The following is a 16,597-nucleotide window of genomic DNA, read 5'->3' on the forward strand; positions in this document are numbered from 1 at the left end:
TGTCCGCGCCCACGATCTCCGAATCATGGTTGCCCATGGATTCAGAACTTCGCAAGAAACACAACTGTAATGCTAGGCCTTACGCCCCGCAGATGATCACGCCGTACCAGCCGAGCCCGCGGTAGGTCTCATAGCCCGGCGTGGCGTGGAAGGCGACGAGGGCGCCAGTGCGGTCGTGATAGAATCCGGAGCGCTGGCCGTTCATCGATAGCGAGACGCGCTCCGACAAAATGCCCTGGCCGTCGGATGCGGCGATGACGCGCAAGTTCGAGTCGACCAGCAGCACACGCGCCTTGTCGCTGTCGCCGACGCGCACGCCCTGCACGATGGCGCGGGCCTGCGACTCCCAGTCGAAATGGATGGCGAGCACGCCGATTGGTGCGCCATTGGCCTCGCCGCCCGCGCGGACGCTCGCGCAATAGGTCGCAACCTGCGCATTGCCGAGCAGTGGCTGGTTCTCGACGTCGCCAGCGACGTAATCGTCGCCGGAACGCAAGGTGCGCGCCTCACGAAACCATTTCGTGTTGGCGACGTTCTGGCCGACTACGCGAAAACGGTCGGCGCGGCCGTTGGCGATCACGTTGCCGTCGAGGTCGCAGAGCCAGAGATCGAGATAGACGGTGTAGGCGCCGAGGATGACGCCGAGGCGCTGCGAGGCGTGCGAAACCGCCGCCGCGCTCGGGGAGGCGGCGCAGTCGACCACGGCGGAGTCGGTCGCCCACCAGCGTACGTCGCAGGTGCGTTCATAGAGGTTGCGGTCGATCAGCTCGATGGCATTGAGCGACAGATCGACCATGCGCTCGCCGCGCGAGCGCTGGCTCATCCGCTCGATCGAGGAGACGAGATCGCCGGTGCGTTTCGTCAGTTGGGTCTCGAGCTCGCGTGCGATGGTCTCGACTTGCTGGCCGACGCCGCGCACCTCCTGCGCCACCACCGCAAAGCCCGCGCCTTGCGCGCCGGCGCGCGAGCTTTCGATCAGCGCGTTCAGCGCCAGCATCTTCATCTGGTTGGTGATCTGCTGGATCGATTTGGTCTTGTCGACCGCGATCTGGTTGACCTCGGCCGTCAGGCGGTTGATCAGGGCGGAGATGTCGGAATTGTCGTCGGCGGCTTCAGGATTGGTTCCGGTGGGAAGCGGCTTGGTCTTCAGGGCCAGCGCAGCAGACATCGAGGGGATTCCCTTGCAATGAAGTCTGACCTGCAATGACCCGGAACTAAAAATTACAGATCGAATACGGGCCTTTTTCGAGGATTCCGCCTAACGCCCACTTAATTTGCTGCCGCCCCGACTGCTCAAATGATAATCAGATCGCATACGGATTCGGCAATCCACCGCTTTATTCGGCCCGGACATTGCAAATGGCTCGAGTTTCCCGGCGGAATCCTGATCGCCATAGCCACACGACCTGATCTGAACTCATCGAAGCCGCCGAATCATGATGCCGTCTGCCACCGCGTTGCCCGTCGAGCTGCCCCAGGCGTTCCTTGGCGTTACGCGCTCGCTCACCGACAAGCTCTGGCGTGACCGGCTGGACGCGCGCGGGGCGGCGAGGGCGCTCGCCATCGTCCAGCGCCACCAGCTGCCGGAGCTTTTGGCGCGGGTGCTGGCGGGGCGCGACGTCGACATCGACGCGGTCAGCGACTTCCTCGATCCGACCATCCGCAAACTGCTGCCGGACCCGTTCACGGTGACGGAGATGGAGGCCGCCGCCAAGCGCATCGCGGAGGCGGCGGTGCGGGGCGAGAAGGTCGCTATCTTCGGCGATTACGATGTCGACGGCGCGACCTCGGCCGCGCTGCTCGCCTGGCACCTGCGCCATTGCGGGCTCGATCCCCTGATCCACATTCCTGACCGCATTTTCGAAGGCTACGGCCCGAACACGGAAGCGGTGCGGGCGCTTGCTGCGAAGGGCGCGACGCTGCTCGTCACCGTCGATTGCGGCACCACCAGCATCGAACCGCTCGCCGAAGCAAAACGGCTCGGCATGTCCGTGGTGGTGATCGATCACCATCAGGCCGGCGCGGAGCTGCCGGCGGTCGACGCGTTGGTCAATCCGAACCGGCTCGACGATCTCTCCGGCCTCGGCCATCTTGCCGCCGCTGGGCTGGTGCTGGTCACGCTGGTCGCGGTCAATCGCGAGTTGCGCCAGCGCGGCTTCTGGACGTCCGAGATGCCCGAGCCCGATCTCCTGGGCATGCTGCATCACGTCGCGCTCGGCACGGTGGCTGACGTGGCGCCACTGATTGGCCTCAACCGCGCTTTTGTCGTCAAAGGGCTGATCGCGATGCGGCGGCGCGACCATGTCGGCCACACCGCGCTGATGGACATCGCGCGGCTCAACGGTCCGCCGGAGGCCTGGCATCTCGGCTTCATGCTGGGACCGCGCATCAATGCCGGCGGCCGCATCGGCCGCGCCGATCTCGGCGTGCGGCTGCTGCTGGAAGGCGATAGCGTCGAGGCCGCACGCATCGCGGCCGAGCTCGACCGCCTCAACGGTGAGCGCCGCATCATCGAGCAGGCTGCCGAAGCGCAGGCCGAAGCCGAGGCGCTCGCCTCGATCGGCCTCGAGGATAAGCTCGGCGTGATCGTCACGGCCTCCGAAGGCTGGCATCCCGGCGTGGTCGGCCTCGTCGCCTCCCGCCTGAAGGAGAAGTTTTCGCGGCCCGCGTTTGCCATCGCGCTCGAGCCCGGTGGCATCGGCACCGGTTCGGGCCGCTCAATCGCCGGCGTCGATCTTGGCAAGGCGGTTCGGCAGGCTGTCGCCGATGGCATCCTGCTCAAGGGCGGCGGGCATGCCATGGCCGCCGGCGTCACGCTGCGCAAGGAGAAGCTCGCCGAATTCCGCGCCTACCTCGAAAGTGCGCTCGCGCGCGACGTTGCGGAAGCACGCCACGTCAACGAGCTCTTCATCGATGGCGCGGTGTCCGCGCGCGCGGTGACGCCCGTACTCGCCAACACGCTCAATCGCGCCGGCCCATTCGGCAGTGGCAATCCGGAAGCCGTGCTGGCGCTGCCGGCGCATCAGCTCGTCTATGCCGACGAGGTCGGGCAGGCGCATTTGCGGTTGCGGTTCAAATCGGGCGACGGCGCGATCGTCAACGGCATCGCGTTCCGCTCCATCGGCCAGAAGCTCGGCAACGCGCTTCTCGCCAATCGCGGCCAGCAGTTGCACGTCGCGGGCGCGCTGTCGCTCGACCGCTACCAGGGCGCCGAGCGCGTGCAACTTCGCGTCATCGACGTCGCCTTGCCTGACCAGGGGCCGCAAACCATCCGATAGGCGCACCAACAAAAAAAGGAGGTGCAGGCCGCGGAGGATGTGAGCTTACGCCAAGGTATCAGCCACCCTGCCGCAGCTTCGCCAGCACCTTCAGCCCGCCATAACCATCCGTGGGTGTGATGCCAGCCCTTTGCTGAAAATCCTTGATCGCTTTCATCGTATCGTTGCCGACGCGGCCATCGGTGCCGCCGGTGTCGAATCCGGCTTTCGTCAATCGCGTCTGCATCTCCTGCACCTCGGCGAGCGTCAATGCGCGCTCCGAGCCGGGGAAAGGCTGGATGAAGGGCGGCGCGCCGAGGCAACGGTCGCCGAGATGGCAGATCGCCAGCGCATAGTTCATCGATGGATTGTAGCTCTTCACCGAATAGAAGTTTGGCCCCAGCAAGAACGTCGGCCCGCCCGCGACCGGCGTCCAGATCTGAGCCGAGGCATTGGGTTGCGGAAATGGCTGGCCGTCGGCGCGCGTGACGCCAGCGGCTTGCCAGGCCGCATATGTTCGACCGCCGCTTAGGTTGCCGGGCGCGCGTACCTCATAACCCCAATGCTCGCCGCGATGCCACTTGCCGCGGTTGACCAGATATTTTGCCGTCGAGCCCAGCGCATCATCGGGCCTGCCGAATGGTGAGACCTTGCCGTCGCCGTCATAGTCGATGCCGACATTGAGCCAGACTTCCGGCATCCACTGCGAATGCCCCATCGCGCCGGCCCAGGAGCCGTGCATCTCTTCCGGCGTGCTCCAGCCTTTGTCGACGATGCGTAGCGCGTTGATCAGCTCGGTCTGCCAATAGGCCTTTCGGCGCGGCTCGTTCCAGGCGAGCGCAGCAAGCGAGGGAAAAACCGGCTTCATGTGGTTCTGCTGCACCAGCGGATCGCCATAGGCGGATTCCACGCCCCACAGCGCAAGCAACGTGCCGCGCTCGACGCCGAAATCACGCTCGATGCGGGCGAACAGTGCCTCGTTGTTCTTCAGAGCGATCTTGCCGTTGATGATGCGCCAGTCGGAGACGCGGCGGTTGATGTACTGCCAGACCTGTTCGTTGAACTCCGGCTGGTTGCGGATCTCCTTGAACACGCTCATGTCCGGCTCGACATGCGCCATCGCGCGCTGCCAGGTGGCGGCCGAAATGCCCTTCGCCATCGCGCGTGCACGAAAACTCTCGCGCCATTCCTCGAAGCCGGGCGGGGTGGCTGCAAGGGCAGGCGAAGCGATGAGGGCGGCCGCGCCGAGCAGGGATTGCAGCGCACTGCGACGGGTCGGGTGGGGTGAGGAATCAGGCTGGTTCATGCGGGCAGTTTAGCCGGAAGCAGGCGCTCTCGTTGGTGAAACCTGAAGCCGGAGGGGCGACTTTCGGCCCATCGGTTTACGGAACTTTCGCATGTCATTGCACAGAATGACGGCCATGCAGGAGCTATTCGACCTCATCCGCGCCAATCCATGGCCCTTTGCCGCCGGGTTGATCGTCGTCATCGTGGCGATTCTGGCGGAACATTACGGACGCGGTGGCGATGGCACCGAATTCCCTGACATTTCCTGGGACGACTAGACCGGGTCTTCCTAGTCCGCCTGCAACTCCGTTGCGATCCGCGCCAGCCAGCGGCGGATGGTAGTTTCGGCCTTCGCGTCGAGCCCTGCGGCAAGGCGCTGCTCCAAAGCGAGAACACGCTCCCGGCATGTCTTCAGGAGTATCTTGCCGCGCGCTGTCAGCGTCCATTGCAGGATGCGGCCGTGCACGGGATGCGGCGACTTGCGGATCGCGCCGTCGCGTTCGAGATTGCCGATGATTACGCCGACGGTCTGCGGCGTCAAAAAGGTCAGGCGGGCGACCTCCGCTCCGGAGAGACCGGGATAGGCCTTCAGCATGGTCAGCACCGCAAATTGCGGTGGCGTGACGCCGAGATCGGTGAGGCTGCGCTCCATGCTGAGCCTCACGGCGGCCTGGGCCTGGCGCAAGAGATAGCCGAGATAGCCCGCTTCGCCGCGTTTGCCTTCGCCGGGAGCGGGCGGAGCGATTGTCCGCTCCAGTTGCATATTTGTGATCCGACGAGGCTTGCGCATAATATCAGAGCCCTGATAACTTGTAAGTACACTGACAATATCAGGAGGTGAGGTCCATGTCACACGCCCGCAGTGAATATGAAGACTTCAAGGCGCTTGCCCCGGACGCCTATGACATGACGCTCGCGCTTGGCCAGCTTGCAGCCAAGGCCGGCCTCGACAAGCATCTGCTCGAGTTGATCAAGCTGCGCGCCTCGCAGATCAACGGCTGCGCTTTCTGCGTGCAGCATCACATCCTGCTGTCCGAACGGCTCGGCGTACCCATCGACAAGCTCAATCTGGTCGCAGTGTGGCGCGAGGCGCCGATCTTCTCGGCGCGCGAGCGGGCGGCGCTCGCCTGGACCGAGGTGCTGACATTCCTGCCCGAGGGTGTCAGCGACGACGTCTATGCCGAGGCAAGCCGCGAATTCTCGGCGGTGGAGCTAATGTACCTGACCTCGGCGATCGCCTCGATCAATGTCTGGAACCGCTTTGGGGTCGCCTATCGCTGGACGCCGCCGCAGCGGCCGGCCGTGGCGCACGCCAAGGCGTCATGATCCGTTACCCTTTCGGGAGGACACAAGAATGTCGTCAACGATATCAGCCATCTCCACTGCTCCCTGGCGGCTTCAATCGCGACCGCTGTCGCTCGCGATCGTCGCGGGGTTCGCCTGCGCGTTGGCCGTTGGAAAGGCGCTGCCGGTAACGATGGACACCGTCTCCGGTGCGCTGGCGCCGCTGTGCGCCAACGCAGCGGATGGATCGTCGCTCGACAAGGTCGAGCCTATCGGCTCCTATGCGCTGCCGAACGTGCCGGGTAAGCGTGTCACCATCGTGCGCGTCACTTACGGCCCGGGCGGCTTCTCGCGGCCGCACCGGCACGCCGGTTCCGTCACCGCCTATATCACCAAGGGCGAGATCCGCTCTCAGCTCGGCGGCGGCCCGGTCGAGACCTTCACAGTCGGGCAATCCTTCTTCGAACCGCCGGGCTCGACGCATCTGGTGTCGGCGAATGCGAGCAACACGGAGCAGGCGGAGCTGATCGCCGTGTTCGTGGCGGATGAAGGCGCCCAGCTCACGACGTTCATCGACTAACGCTGTGTGGTTAGAATGGCGCCGGCGTAAGTTCGCGCTATTGCGTCGCCTTGCCGGCGCCCGACACCATCGACTTCCAGTCGATCGCGGAGGCATGATCGGAATGGATCATGCGCTCGAAGTTGCGTTTGGCCTTGCCCGTGTCGTGATTGATGGAGGCATCCTTCAGCATGGCGGAGGCATCCCGATGCGCGCACAGCAGAAATACGGTGCTCGCAAGCACGGCCAATGTGGATGGTCTTTTCTGCATGATCCGGACATCCTATTCGGTGTAATCAGTGGCGCGCGACGTGCCGCACAATAGGGGCTCGCGGCGCGTTCCGGAACCGAGGGCAGCGTCAGAAGATCGTGAACCACGGAAGTTCCGAACCTAACCGACGCGCCTCGACCTTCTGCGCCGGCTGTCGCGATATTGCATCTCGGACGTCATAGCCTGCGGCCATTCCCACACTGCGAATGCCGACGATGATGGGGATTGGGGACATCGCGACTGTGAGAGCATTTTTGCATGCCATTGGCGTTCCAAACGCCAGGATGTTCAAAGCGCCTCGCATTGCGCCAAGCGCGGCTCGCCTCAATTGTCTTCGCTGCTTGAGCCTTCGCGCTGGTCCGGCTTGACCGCATCTTCGGGTAGCGCGTGCGCAAGCGGTTGCGCCGCGCCGGCGACCTCCGGGCCGATCTCGCGGCCGCGGCCGCGGATCAGGCGTTCATAGGCGGAGACGAGGGTGACGTAGGGATTGACCCAGATCCAGCCGTCGCGGGTGAACACTTGGACGTCGAAATGCAGGTGCAGCGAGGTGCCGCCGGGATGGTCAAGATAGTTGGAGATCACGCCGATCTTCTCGCCCTCGCTGACGGCGTGGCCGTTGACGAGGCCGTCGGCGTTCATCGCGGAGGGGTTCATGTGCATATAGCGGAAGCGGATATGCTCGGTGCGGCTGTTGACCTGGAGCGTCGCCGCTTGGTCATTCGGCCCGCGGATCACGGTCGCATCGCGCACGGCGACGACGCTCCGCTGCTTGGGGTCGCAGCGTTGGCCGGCGTCAGTATTCGCCGCGCAATCGGCGGCGCGGATGTCCTCACCCTGGTGGCCATAGCCGCCCGGGCACTGCCAGACCGCGAAGCTGCGGGACTCGCAAAAATTATCGCGCCAGGGATAAGTGGCCGGCCCGTCGATCCGGTCGCGCTTGCCATAGGATTGCGAGCGGACGAAGGCCGTCGCCTTCGCCAGCGGAAAGCGAATCTGCGCATAGGCCATGACGTCGGGATGGCCCGTCTGCTTGCGGTAGCCGGTGTTGGGAATGATGTCGCCGCTCGGCCGGTAGTCGAAATCCGCCGATCGCCCCAAAGGCCGATCGACGATTTCGGAGGCGATGTCCGTCAGCGGACGCACGCGCTGGCCGCCTGCCACATGCAGCGCCTTCAGGAAACGCTCCGCGACCGGGTAGGCCTCCTTGCAGGCGAGCCGCCGCGGCTTGGCAACGCTGTCGAGGCACTGGATCGACACGACATAGGCGGCGCCGAAGCGGCTGAAGGCGTAGCGCACATAGCCTTCGCGGATGAAACGGCGCAGATCCGGATATTGGCCGGATAGGGACTTGACCGGCTCGCCCTTGCCGCCGGCGGGATCGGCAAGATCGTAAATCAGGGCGGAACCAGTGATCTGGACCTCTACCGGCTTTGCGAAAACCCGTTGCGGCAGGCCGTCGCCGGCACCCGGCTCGAGCGAGAAAACGGCGTTGTAGCCGGCAGGTCCCGCATCGAACAGGTCGGCCGCACTGAAGTCGGACTGGTCGCGGGTAAGCGACAGGTTCGCTGGCGCGCCGCTGCGCTGCGCGTCGAGATAGGCGGCGGCATCGAAGGGCAGCAGCACCGGAACGGAGCTGCGGGCGATACCTGAGAAGAATTGCGAGGAAACCCCGTTGAGTTGCACCAGCGCTGGCAGCGCGCGAGGGTCGAAGCGGCCGACCGATCGGCGCTGTGCGAACACGAAGTCACCGGCGATCGCGGGATGGGCGTTGATTTCGCTGCGGAGCTGGTCGAGAGCTACACGCCAGTCGATGCGCAGCGCCGTGAGCGAGGGGGTGCGGAATTCGTCCGCGGACAGCGGCACCGCCTCGGCAACCAGAAGCGTAAGCAACCCCAGAAGAGACGAGACGAAGCGGAACCTGTGCCTGCCCACTGTTGTCCCGCCCCCCGGCGACCTTGCCTGTTCCGACCGCTCGGCCGCTTTGCCTAGTCCTTGGCGCGCTCGGAGTATGAGCCGTCTTCAGTCATCACCACGATGCGGGTGCCGACCGAGATGTGCGGCGGCACGGTGGTGCGGATGCCGTTGGAGAGCACGGCGGGCTTGTAGGACGACGAAGCCGTCTGGCCCTTGGTCACCGGCTCGGTCTCGACCACTTCCAGTGTCACGCGCTGCGGCAGAGCGAGCGAGACCACGTTGACATCGTGGGTCGACAGCTTGACGGTCATGTCTGGCTGAAGATAGGCGGCGGCATCGCCGACGACGTCCTTGGGGACCTGGACTTGGTCATAGGTCTCGGGGTTCATGAAGTGGAAGCCGTCGCCATCTTCATAGAGGAACGTGTAGTTGCGCTCTTCGATCGTGGCCTTCTCGACCTGGTCGGTGGTCTTGTAGCGCTCGGAGATCTTTACCCCGTCCGAGATTCGGCGCATTTCGATCTGGCTGACCGGCGTGCCCTTGCCGGGATGGATGTTCTCGGCGCTCACGACGACATAAAGCTTGCCGTCTTGCTCGATCACGTTGCCCTTGCGAATAGAACTGGCGATGACTCTCAAAGCTGTATTTCCTGCTTGCTTAGCCCGGCACCGGCCAGGGCGTGGTCAAATTGATGGGGGACTGCGGGCCTTGAGTCGGACCTCGGCGCCCTTTTCGGGCCGCAACATACTGATTTTGCCGTTGGATGCCAGCATTTTGCTGCCCCCCGGGATGGTCCGTTGATGGTTGGGGACAAGCCCATCAGCCCGTTTTGGGCCCCCAACCGGCACATCGACCGACGACCGTTCCTCCAGGCAAGGGGGGCGATCACGGCGGCAGTCCGGGCCTTCTTCGCCGAGCAGGGCTTTGTCGAGGTCGAAACCTCGGTTTTGCAGGTCTCGCCGGGCAATGAAACCCATCTGCATGCGCCCCGAACCGGGATCATTCGCCCCGACGGTAGCGCGGTGACGCGGTATTTGCGGACTTCGCCGGAATTTGCCTGCAAGAAGCTGCTTGCGGCCGGTGAGCCCCGGATTTTCGAGCTGGCGCGGGTGTTCCGCGACCGGGAGCGGGGCGACCTGCATCTGCCCGAATTCACCATGCTGGAATGGTACCGCGCTGGCGCCCCCTATGACGCCATCATGGCCGACTGCGTCGTCGTGATCGCACACGCCGCGCAGGCGACCGGAATCGGCCGGTTCTCATTCCGTGGCCGGACCGCCGACCCCTCCGCGGAGCCGGAGCTTTTGACGGTTGCCTATGCCTTCGAGCAATTCGCAGGCATCGACCTGCTGTCGACCATTTTAGGCGACGAGGGCGACCGCGATGCGCTCGCCGCTGCCGCCGGGACGAAGGTGCGGGTGACGGAGGACGACACCTGGTCGGATATCTTCAGCAAGGTCCTGGTCGAGCACGTCGAGCCGCATCTGGGGCAGGGGCGTTTGACCATTCTGTTCGAATACCCATCTCCCGAGGCAGCGCTGGCCCGGGCGAAGGCGGACGATCCGCGGGTCGCCGAACGGTTCGAGGTCTATGCCTGCGGGGTGGAGCTTGCCAACGGCTTCGGCGAATTGACCGATGCCCCGGAGCAGCGCCGGCGCTTTCAACTGTCGATGGCGGAGAAGCAGCGGCGCTACGGCGAGGCGTATCCCCTGGACGAGGATTTTCTTGCCGCCGTCGGCCAAATGCCGGAAGCGAGTGGCGTGGCGCTCGGCTTCGACCGGCTGGTGATGCTGGCGAGCGGCGCACAACGGATTGATCAGGTGGTATGGACGCCGCCTCAGGGTGAGACATGACGAAGGCCAATCTTGCACGCACCTTGCGTGAGCCCAGCGAGCTCGTAGAGCGCGGTCTCGCGCCGGCCCCGGAGCTCGCGGCGCTCGAGCGCGTCGCCTCGCGCTACGCGGTCGCGATCACGCCGGAGCTCGCCAGTCTCATCGACAGCTCAGATCCCGATGATCCCATCGCGCGGCAATTCGTTCCGAATGCTGCGGAACTCGAGGTCCAGCCGGGCGAGGATGCCGATCCGATCGGCGATCACGCCTGGTCGCCGGTTCCTGGCATCGTGCATCGCTATCCCGACCGGGTTCTGTTCAAGCTCGTGCACGTCTGCGCGGTCTATTGCCGCTTTTGCTTCCGCCGGGAAATGGTCGGCCCGGGCAAGGAGAACGCGCTGTCGGAGAGCGCCTATCGCGCAGCGATCGCGTATATCCGCGCGCGCAGCGAGATCTGGGAGGTGATCCTTACCGGCGGCGATCCCCTGATGCTGTCGCCGCGGCGGATGGGCGAGATCATGGCCGATCTCGCCGGGATCGATCACGTCAAGGTCATCCGCCTGCACACCCGCGTGCCGGTGGCCGATCCCGACCGCGTCACCGACGAGATGGTCGCCGCCTTGAAGGTGAAGGGCGCCACGACCTGGGTCGCGCTGCACGCCAACCACGCCCGCGAGCTTACGGACAAGGCGCGCGACGTCTGCGCCCGCCTCGTTGATGCCGGTATTCCGATGGTCAGCCAGTCGGTGCTGTTGCGCGGCGTCAATGACAGCGTCGCCGCTTTGTCGGATTTGATGCGTGCTTTCGTCGAATGCCGGATCAAGCCCTACTACCTGCATCACGGCGACCTCGCGCCGGGCACGTCGCATCTGCGCACCACGCTCGCGGACGGGCAGGCCTTGATGCGCGAGCTGCGCGGCCGGGTGTCGGGATTGTGTCAGCCGGAGTTCGTGCTCGATCTTCCCGGTGGCGCCGGCAAATCACCGGTTGGCCCGAATTACGTGTTGGCGGTGCAAAATACCGCAGCCGCCAAAGGTGATGCGGCGTCGGAAACGCGCTATCGTATCGTTGACTATTGCGGCGACGTTCATCTCTATCCGCCTGAGAGCTGAGCGGACAAGACGAGGACGCACCGGCCTTTCGGAGTGGAGGAGCAGAATGAGAAAAATCGTCGTGGCACTGTCGCTGCTGGTCCTGTTCGGCGGCACGGCCATCGCCCAGACCGGCAGCAAGGGATCGACGACGTCGGGTCAATCCGGCGGCGGATCCGTACTGCCCGCACCGGTCGGCCATCGCCAGCCGCGCGCCTCGGACGTGCCGAACGAGAAGAACCTCAGCGATCCCAGTGATCCCCTGAGCAAGGAAAACCAGGCGCTCGACAAGAAGATCAAGAGCATCTGCCGCGGGTGCTAGGTTATTCTCCGCGGGCAGGGCGCGACAGCTCGCCCCGCCCGCAAGGGTCCGCCTAGGCAGAGCGCTCGTGAATGCCCGCGCGCTGTGCGTTGCGCCGGATCTCGACCGCGTCGGCGAGCTGCTCGAGCGCACTCGCCGTCGTCGTCCAATCGATGCAGCCGTCGGTGATGCTCTGGCCGTAAGTGAGCGGCTTGCCCGGCACCACGTCCTGGCGGCCGGCGACGAGGTTGCTCTCGATCATCACGCCCATGATGCGGCTCTCGCCACCAGCGATCTGGCCGGCGATGTCGGCGGTGACGATCGGCTGGTTCTCCGGCTCCTTGCTCGAATTGGCGTGGCTCGCATCCACCATCAGGCGCGGCCCAACGCCGGACTTGGCGAGCTCGTTGCAGGCCGCCGCAACGCTCGCAGCGTCGTAGTTCGGCTTACTGCCGCCGCGCAGGATGATGTGGCAGTCCTCGTTGCCGGCGGTTGACGCGATCGCCGAGCGGCCGCGCTTGGTCACCGCCATGAAATGGTGCGGATGGGCGGCCGATTTCACCGCGTCCGCAGCGATGCGAACATTACCGTCGGTGCCGTTTTTGAAGCCGACCGGGCAGGACAGCCCCGATGCCAGCTCGCGATGGATCTGGCTTTCGGTCGTGCGCGCGCCGATCGCAGCCCAGGACACGAGGTCGGCGATGTATTGCGGTGTCGTCATGTCGAGGAATTCGGCGCCGGCGGGCAGGCCGAGATTGTTGACGGCCGAGAGCACGCTGCGCGCAAGCCGCAGGCCCTTGTTGATGTCGAAGCTGCCATCGAGGTCGGGGTCGTTGATCAGACCCTTCCAGCCGACGGTGGTGCGCGGCTTCTCGAAATAGACCCGCATCACGATCTCGAGCTGGTCGGCAAGATCCTCGCGCAGGCGTGCGAGCTTATCGGCGTAGTCGATCGCGGCCTCGGGATCGTGCACGGAGCAGGGCCCGACGACGACCAGAAGGCGGTCGTCCTGGCCGTTGAGGATGGCATGGATCGCATTGCGCGCCGCCATTACCACGCGGGTTGCGGTGAGCGTGCGCGGGATCTCCCGCATCACCTCTTCCGGCGTGCTCAGCTCTTTAAGTTCGCGGATGCGAAGATCGTCGGTCGTGCTCAGCACGGCGGGCTCCTGTTGTTAGAGAACCTGCCGGCCAATAAAAAAGCCGCCAGGTCTGGCGGCTGTTCAGATGTCTTGCTGCAATGTGTCAGATTGAGCGCGATCCTCCCGCCGCCAGCGAGCTGTCGTAGCTAAAGTACCAAAAATAGCTGGTGGCGAAGGTGATCATGGCGGGCTCTATAGCGCAGCATTTAGGGCTTGTCACCCCCCAAACAAGAGGGTGAGCGCGACGCGCCGATCAAGTGTTGCTGTTGCGTGCCGCAAGCGAGATGCCGATCAGCGTGGCGCCGCCGAACAGGAGGTTGATCCCGACGAGGATACCGATCGCCCATTCGGCCGAGCTGGGCAGGCCCGTGATGACCAGGAACGAGATCACGATGTCGACGAGGCCGGAGATCACGAGCCACGACCAGCGGCCGGTCAGCTCGCGGCGATGCTCCAGCGCATACATGATGGTGGCGACGCCTTCGGCGAGGAAATATGCCCCGAGCACGATCGTCAGCGTCAGCACCGCCTGCATCGGCCGCGCCAAAAGGACCATGCCGGCGAGCACGGCGAGCGCCGCGGAGATCAATGACCACCAGAAGCCCGGCATGCTGCGCGCCCAGAAGGTCACGAGCAGCCCGCCGATGCCGCTGATCAGGAACATCCAGCCGAGGAAGATCGTGATCGCAAGGCTCGCGAGCGGCGGCAGGATCAGCGCGGCGATGCCGAGAATGACGAGCAGGATGCCTTCGAACAGGAAGGCTTTCCAATGCGCCTTGACTGCTCGGCTCATGGCGGACTGCAAGCGCGCAAATTGCTCGGGCGACGTCATGGAGACCTCCAGGGCCGCAACGACGAGATGCGGCTCACTCTAGTGTGTGCGTTCCGCGGTGACCACCCGCCTCAGGGCGCGGATGAGAACCCTTCCGCGCTGGTGCGGATGCGGTTGCGGCCGAGAACGTAGATCGCCGTTGTGACAACCAGTAGGGCGATACCGAGCAGGATCGAGGTCAGACCGATGGGAATGAGCACCAGGGTCACGTTGTGATCGGGATTGACCAGCCAGTGATGGATCGAGGTCAGCACGAAGGCGAGGCCGACAAAGCCGAAGCCGCCGCCGATCACCAGCAGCGCCCACATGCGCCGGAGCTGGCTGAGGCGCTCGCGCGCGACCTCAGTGCGCGGCGCGTGGTGGCGCGCGACACGCCGCACCAGGCGGATGGCGAAAGCGATCGAACTGAATCCGATCAGAAGGCTCGCCGCGCCGAACCACATCCGCACATTCGGGTCGAGGTCGGGCATCCGCTGCAAGGTCAGCAGCGGAAAATCGAAGCTCGCATGCAGTGCGAGCGGCCCCATCAGCATCAGGACGCGGCTAGAGAAACGCGCCCAGTCGCGATGATGACGATGCGCGCCGAGCGCCGTACCCGAGCGGGCGATGGCGAGATAGGCTCCCGCAATGATGCCGAGTGCGCCGTGAAAGGGCACTGTGAGCACGCTGCGCAAGGCCGCGAGCGCGCGCCACATGTCGGCATGCTGCACGAGATAGGCGAGGTTTTCGTAGGCGGCAAAGCCGAGCCCGACTGCGGCGCCATAGACCACTGTGTCCATCGGATTGGCAAAGGTCCGCCGCTTGGTCGAGGAGACCAGCACGATGGCGATGACCTTCACCGCTTCCTCCGGCAGCGCCACGCCGAAGATCGAATGCATGGCGAGCGCTGCCCAGGGATCGTCGGGGGCTGCGACCATCTTGGCGAACGGCGCACGCGCGAGCCCCAGCAGCGAAATGCTGGCCGCGCCGAGCAGGAAGGCGGTCCAGACCTGGGCCGGCGGGCCGGGGCGCTCTTCGGCCGCGATGACGAGCCAGAGCATCAACAAGGCCGGTGCGACGGCGGCCGTCCCGATCACGGTCGGCAATGCTTCAAGCAGTGTCATCATCGGCTGGACAATAGGTTCCCTTGGTCAGCTTATCCACTTGAAGCGATGCGACGATGTGTCATGTGCTTGCTGTCGCAACGCTTAACGGTCCCGACAGCTTCCGTTCATCAGTGCGCGGCGCGCGAATCAAAAGCCCCAGCGCAATCAAGTGCATAACCATTTCCGCTCGATTTTTACATCAAGCACCGCGCACATTGCATAGAGCGATGATTAGTCCGAAAAATCAAAGAATTCAGACCTTTTCTTCGCGCCACGATGCGCGCGTTCGTACCGCGTGTCCATAAGCGAAATCGCAAAAGCCGGGCAGGCGGAGGCACTTGGAGCGCCTATCGTTGAGGCGGCGATTGGTTGCGGCGCGAGCGCACCTGCTCCAGCTGCCAGAAGACCCGCACAAAACATGAGCCTAGGCAAATGATGATGAGCAATAGCACGACGGCCTGATCGGGAGCGGCAAGGTGTATCATGCCCCTGACAAAGCAACAGCTATGCCATCTGTTCCCGGCGGCGCTCCGCGTCCGATGCAGACGCGCCGCTAGTGCAGCTCACCTGTCGCCGCACCCGCATATGAGCTGTCGGAAGCTGATTGAGCGTCGGGCGAGATGTCGAACGCGCCGAGATGGAATTCATCGCCGACGGCATCGGCCGACGGCACGTGCGCGAGGAGCGTGAAGGCCGCATCGGGATATTGCTGCCAGACCTGGAGGTCGCCCTCCGTGATTGTCAGCCAGCCGAACGTGTACATGTAGCGTCCAGGCTCGGTGACTCGGCCGACGCGTTCCCAGGTGATCTTGTTGACAGCCATTCGGTCTCCGATCGCAAGCGAGCAATGACAACGATGGCCGCGCACAAGGCACGGTCGACATGAGTTTGCCTCAGCAATTTGGGCCAAGACAAGGCAATCAGTCGAACGCGGTTAAGACCGCCCCGCGGCCATCGAGACCATGGGCCGGCCCGTCATCGCGAAAGCACGTGACCGCGACGCACGGGGGCAACCAGCCGAACGACTTCGCAGGTCGCAACGAGGCCGATCAACCATGCGATGTTGAGCAGTCCGAGGCGCGCCACGACTGCCGTCGTGAAGGCACCGGCACCGCCAAGGAGAGGCGTGACAGCGAGCAGCGTGAGCTCGTATGCGCCGTAGGCACAAAGGAGCGCAAGCGTGAGCACGAGCAGCGTGCTCTTCGAGGAGAGATGCTGGAGCACGACTGATGCTGCCGCGGTCGCAGTCAGTGCGGCGGCACCGATCGCAAGGCCCCAGGCCATCGTGCTTGGCTCGATCGGATAGTGAAGCGCGGCGAACCCGATGGTCTGATTGACGAGCCACGCACCGGCGACGACAAGCAGCGCCGGCCGTAGCGGCAGTGTCGCCGCGGCAATGACCGAGAACGCCGCAAAGGGCGTTGCACAGGCGAGCGCGAAGCTCGCAAGCATGCATGAGACGATCAGCAGCGCGAAACTGAATGCCGGTGCATGGTGTGGCTCGACCGGACGAAGGCGGACGTCATCGACGGAAGGCAGCATGAAATATCCTCTCGTCGAACTCTATTACATTTTCAGATCTGCGACAGTCCGGATGAGGTCTCGGGCTGGCGGAACCTAGATATCACCGGCCGATGAGCAGGACGATCGTCGCCAAGACAATGGCGAACCCGATCGCGGGGAGGATGATCCAGACTGTTTCGTTCCTCATGCCGACCGATGAGGCCGGAATTCGCGGTATTG

The 16,597-nt window shown here is 64.5% G+C and carries 18 protein-coding genes; 7 read left to right on the top strand and 11 right to left on the bottom strand.

The window, feature by feature from the left end; translation table 11 throughout:
- Window positions 1-79 precede the first annotated feature (79 nt).
- On the bottom strand, window positions 80-1,168 hold the full coding sequence (locus SO180_RS26280) for a methyl-accepting chemotaxis protein (RefSeq protein WP_449381736.1): 1,089 nt from the start codon (window positions 1,166-1,168) through the stop codon (window positions 80-82).
- 268 nt (window positions 1,169-1,436) lie between these two features.
- Here SO180_RS26280 and recJ point away from each other — a divergent pair, with 268 nt between their 5' ends.
- Complete coding sequence (recJ, locus tag SO180_RS26285; protein ID WP_449381737.1) at window positions 1,437-3,278, top strand: single-stranded-DNA-specific exonuclease RecJ; 1,842 nt, start codon at window positions 1,437-1,439, stop codon at window positions 3,276-3,278.
- A 58-nt stretch (window positions 3,279-3,336) separates the two neighbouring features.
- On the opposite strand, the gene SO180_RS26290 is transcribed toward recJ, so the two are convergent.
- Window positions 3,337-4,563: a lytic murein transglycosylase gene (locus tag SO180_RS26290; RefSeq protein ID WP_449381738.1), complete on the bottom strand. Its 1,227-nt coding sequence runs from the start codon at window positions 4,561-4,563 to the stop codon at window positions 3,337-3,339.
- 91 nt (window positions 4,564-4,654) lie between these two features.
- Here SO180_RS26290 and SO180_RS26295 point away from each other — a divergent pair, with 91 nt between their 5' ends.
- Window positions 4,655-4,822, top strand: a complete 168-nt coding sequence (locus tag SO180_RS26295) for a hypothetical protein (RefSeq protein ID WP_449381739.1) — start codon at window positions 4,655-4,657, stop codon at window positions 4,820-4,822.
- A gap of 11 nt (window positions 4,823-4,833) precedes the next feature.
- Here SO180_RS26295 and SO180_RS26300 read toward each other — a convergent pair whose 3' ends face one another.
- The gene (locus tag SO180_RS26300) at window positions 4,834-5,334 is read right to left on the bottom strand and encodes a MarR family winged helix-turn-helix transcriptional regulator (RefSeq protein ID WP_449381740.1); all 501 of its coding nucleotides are present in this window, start codon (window positions 5,332-5,334) and stop codon (window positions 4,834-4,836) included.
- Between the two features lie 56 nt (window positions 5,335-5,390).
- Between SO180_RS26300 and SO180_RS26305 the strand changes: the two genes are divergently transcribed.
- Window positions 5,391-5,870, top strand: a complete 480-nt coding sequence (locus tag SO180_RS26305) for a carboxymuconolactone decarboxylase family protein (protein WP_449381741.1) — start codon at window positions 5,391-5,393, stop codon at window positions 5,868-5,870.
- A gap of 28 nt (window positions 5,871-5,898) precedes the next feature.
- Window positions 5,899-6,408 carry a cupin domain-containing protein gene (locus SO180_RS26310; protein ID WP_449381742.1) on the top strand — a complete coding sequence of 170 codons (510 nt, stop codon included), beginning with the start codon at window positions 5,899-5,901 and terminating at the stop codon, window positions 6,406-6,408.
- A 37-nt stretch (window positions 6,409-6,445) separates the two neighbouring features.
- On the opposite strand, the gene SO180_RS26315 is transcribed toward SO180_RS26310, so the two are convergent.
- The 3 genes from SO180_RS26315 to efp form a co-directional block, all read right to left on the bottom strand.
- Entirely contained in the window at window positions 6,446-6,658 is a 213-nt protein-coding gene (locus SO180_RS26315) for a hypothetical protein (RefSeq protein ID WP_449381743.1), read from the bottom strand.
- A gap of 324 nt (window positions 6,659-6,982) precedes the next feature.
- Window positions 6,983-8,590: a M23 family peptidase gene (locus SO180_RS26320; RefSeq protein WP_449381744.1), complete on the bottom strand. Its 1,608-nt coding sequence runs from the start codon at window positions 8,588-8,590 to the stop codon at window positions 6,983-6,985.
- A 53-nt stretch (window positions 8,591-8,643) separates the two neighbouring features.
- A complete protein-coding gene (gene efp / locus SO180_RS26325; RefSeq protein ID WP_194476041.1) occupies window positions 8,644-9,210 on the bottom strand; it encodes an elongation factor P in 567 nt (188 codons plus the stop codon).
- A gap of 162 nt (window positions 9,211-9,372) precedes the next feature.
- Here efp and epmA point away from each other — a divergent pair, with 162 nt between their 5' ends.
- The 3 genes from epmA to SO180_RS26340 are packed head-to-tail and all read left to right on the top strand — an operon-like array spanning window position 9,373 to window position 11,817.
- Window positions 9,373-10,425, top strand: coding sequence for an EF-P lysine aminoacylase EpmA (epmA, locus tag SO180_RS26330; protein WP_449381745.1), 1,053 nt, complete (start codon window positions 9,373-9,375; stop codon window positions 10,423-10,425).
- The gene (locus SO180_RS26335; RefSeq protein WP_449381746.1) at window positions 10,422-11,516 is read left to right on the top strand and encodes a lysine-2,3-aminomutase-like protein; all 1,095 of its coding nucleotides are present in this window, start codon (window positions 10,422-10,424) and stop codon (window positions 11,514-11,516) included. The genes epmA and SO180_RS26335 overlap by 4 nt, the downstream gene beginning before the upstream one ends.
- Window positions 11,517-11,562: 46 nt before the next feature.
- Complete coding sequence (locus tag SO180_RS26340) at window positions 11,563-11,817, top strand: hypothetical protein (protein WP_449381747.1); 255 nt, start codon at window positions 11,563-11,565, stop codon at window positions 11,815-11,817.
- Window positions 11,818-11,869: 52 nt separating this feature from the next.
- Here the strand turns inward: SO180_RS26340 and SO180_RS26345 are convergent, their stop codons facing one another.
- The 5 genes from SO180_RS26345 to SO180_RS26365 form a co-directional block, all read right to left on the bottom strand.
- A complete protein-coding gene (locus tag SO180_RS26345) occupies window positions 11,870-12,955 on the bottom strand; it encodes a 3-deoxy-7-phosphoheptulonate synthase (protein WP_449381748.1) in 1,086 nt (361 codons plus the stop codon).
- A gap of 235 nt (window positions 12,956-13,190) precedes the next feature.
- Entirely contained in the window at window positions 13,191-13,769 is a 579-nt protein-coding gene (locus SO180_RS26350; RefSeq protein WP_449381749.1) for an HdeD family acid-resistance protein, read from the bottom strand.
- 71 nt (window positions 13,770-13,840) lie between these two features.
- Window positions 13,841-14,872 (bottom strand): PrsW family intramembrane metalloprotease, encoded by a 1,032-nt coding sequence (locus SO180_RS26355; RefSeq protein ID WP_449381802.1) that lies wholly within the window; start codon window positions 14,870-14,872, stop codon window positions 13,841-13,843.
- A gap of 535 nt (window positions 14,873-15,407) precedes the next feature.
- Window positions 15,408-15,677 carry a hypothetical protein gene (locus SO180_RS26360; protein ID WP_449381750.1) on the bottom strand — a complete coding sequence of 90 codons (270 nt, stop codon included), beginning with the start codon at window positions 15,675-15,677 and terminating at the stop codon, window positions 15,408-15,410.
- Between the two features lie 152 nt (window positions 15,678-15,829).
- Window positions 15,830-16,396: a hypothetical protein gene (locus tag SO180_RS26365; RefSeq protein WP_449381751.1), complete on the bottom strand. Its 567-nt coding sequence runs from the start codon at window positions 16,394-16,396 to the stop codon at window positions 15,830-15,832.
- Window positions 16,397-16,597 lie beyond the last annotated feature (201 nt).

It is taken from the genome of Bradyrhizobium sp. UFLA05-112 (genome assembly GCF_053572325.1).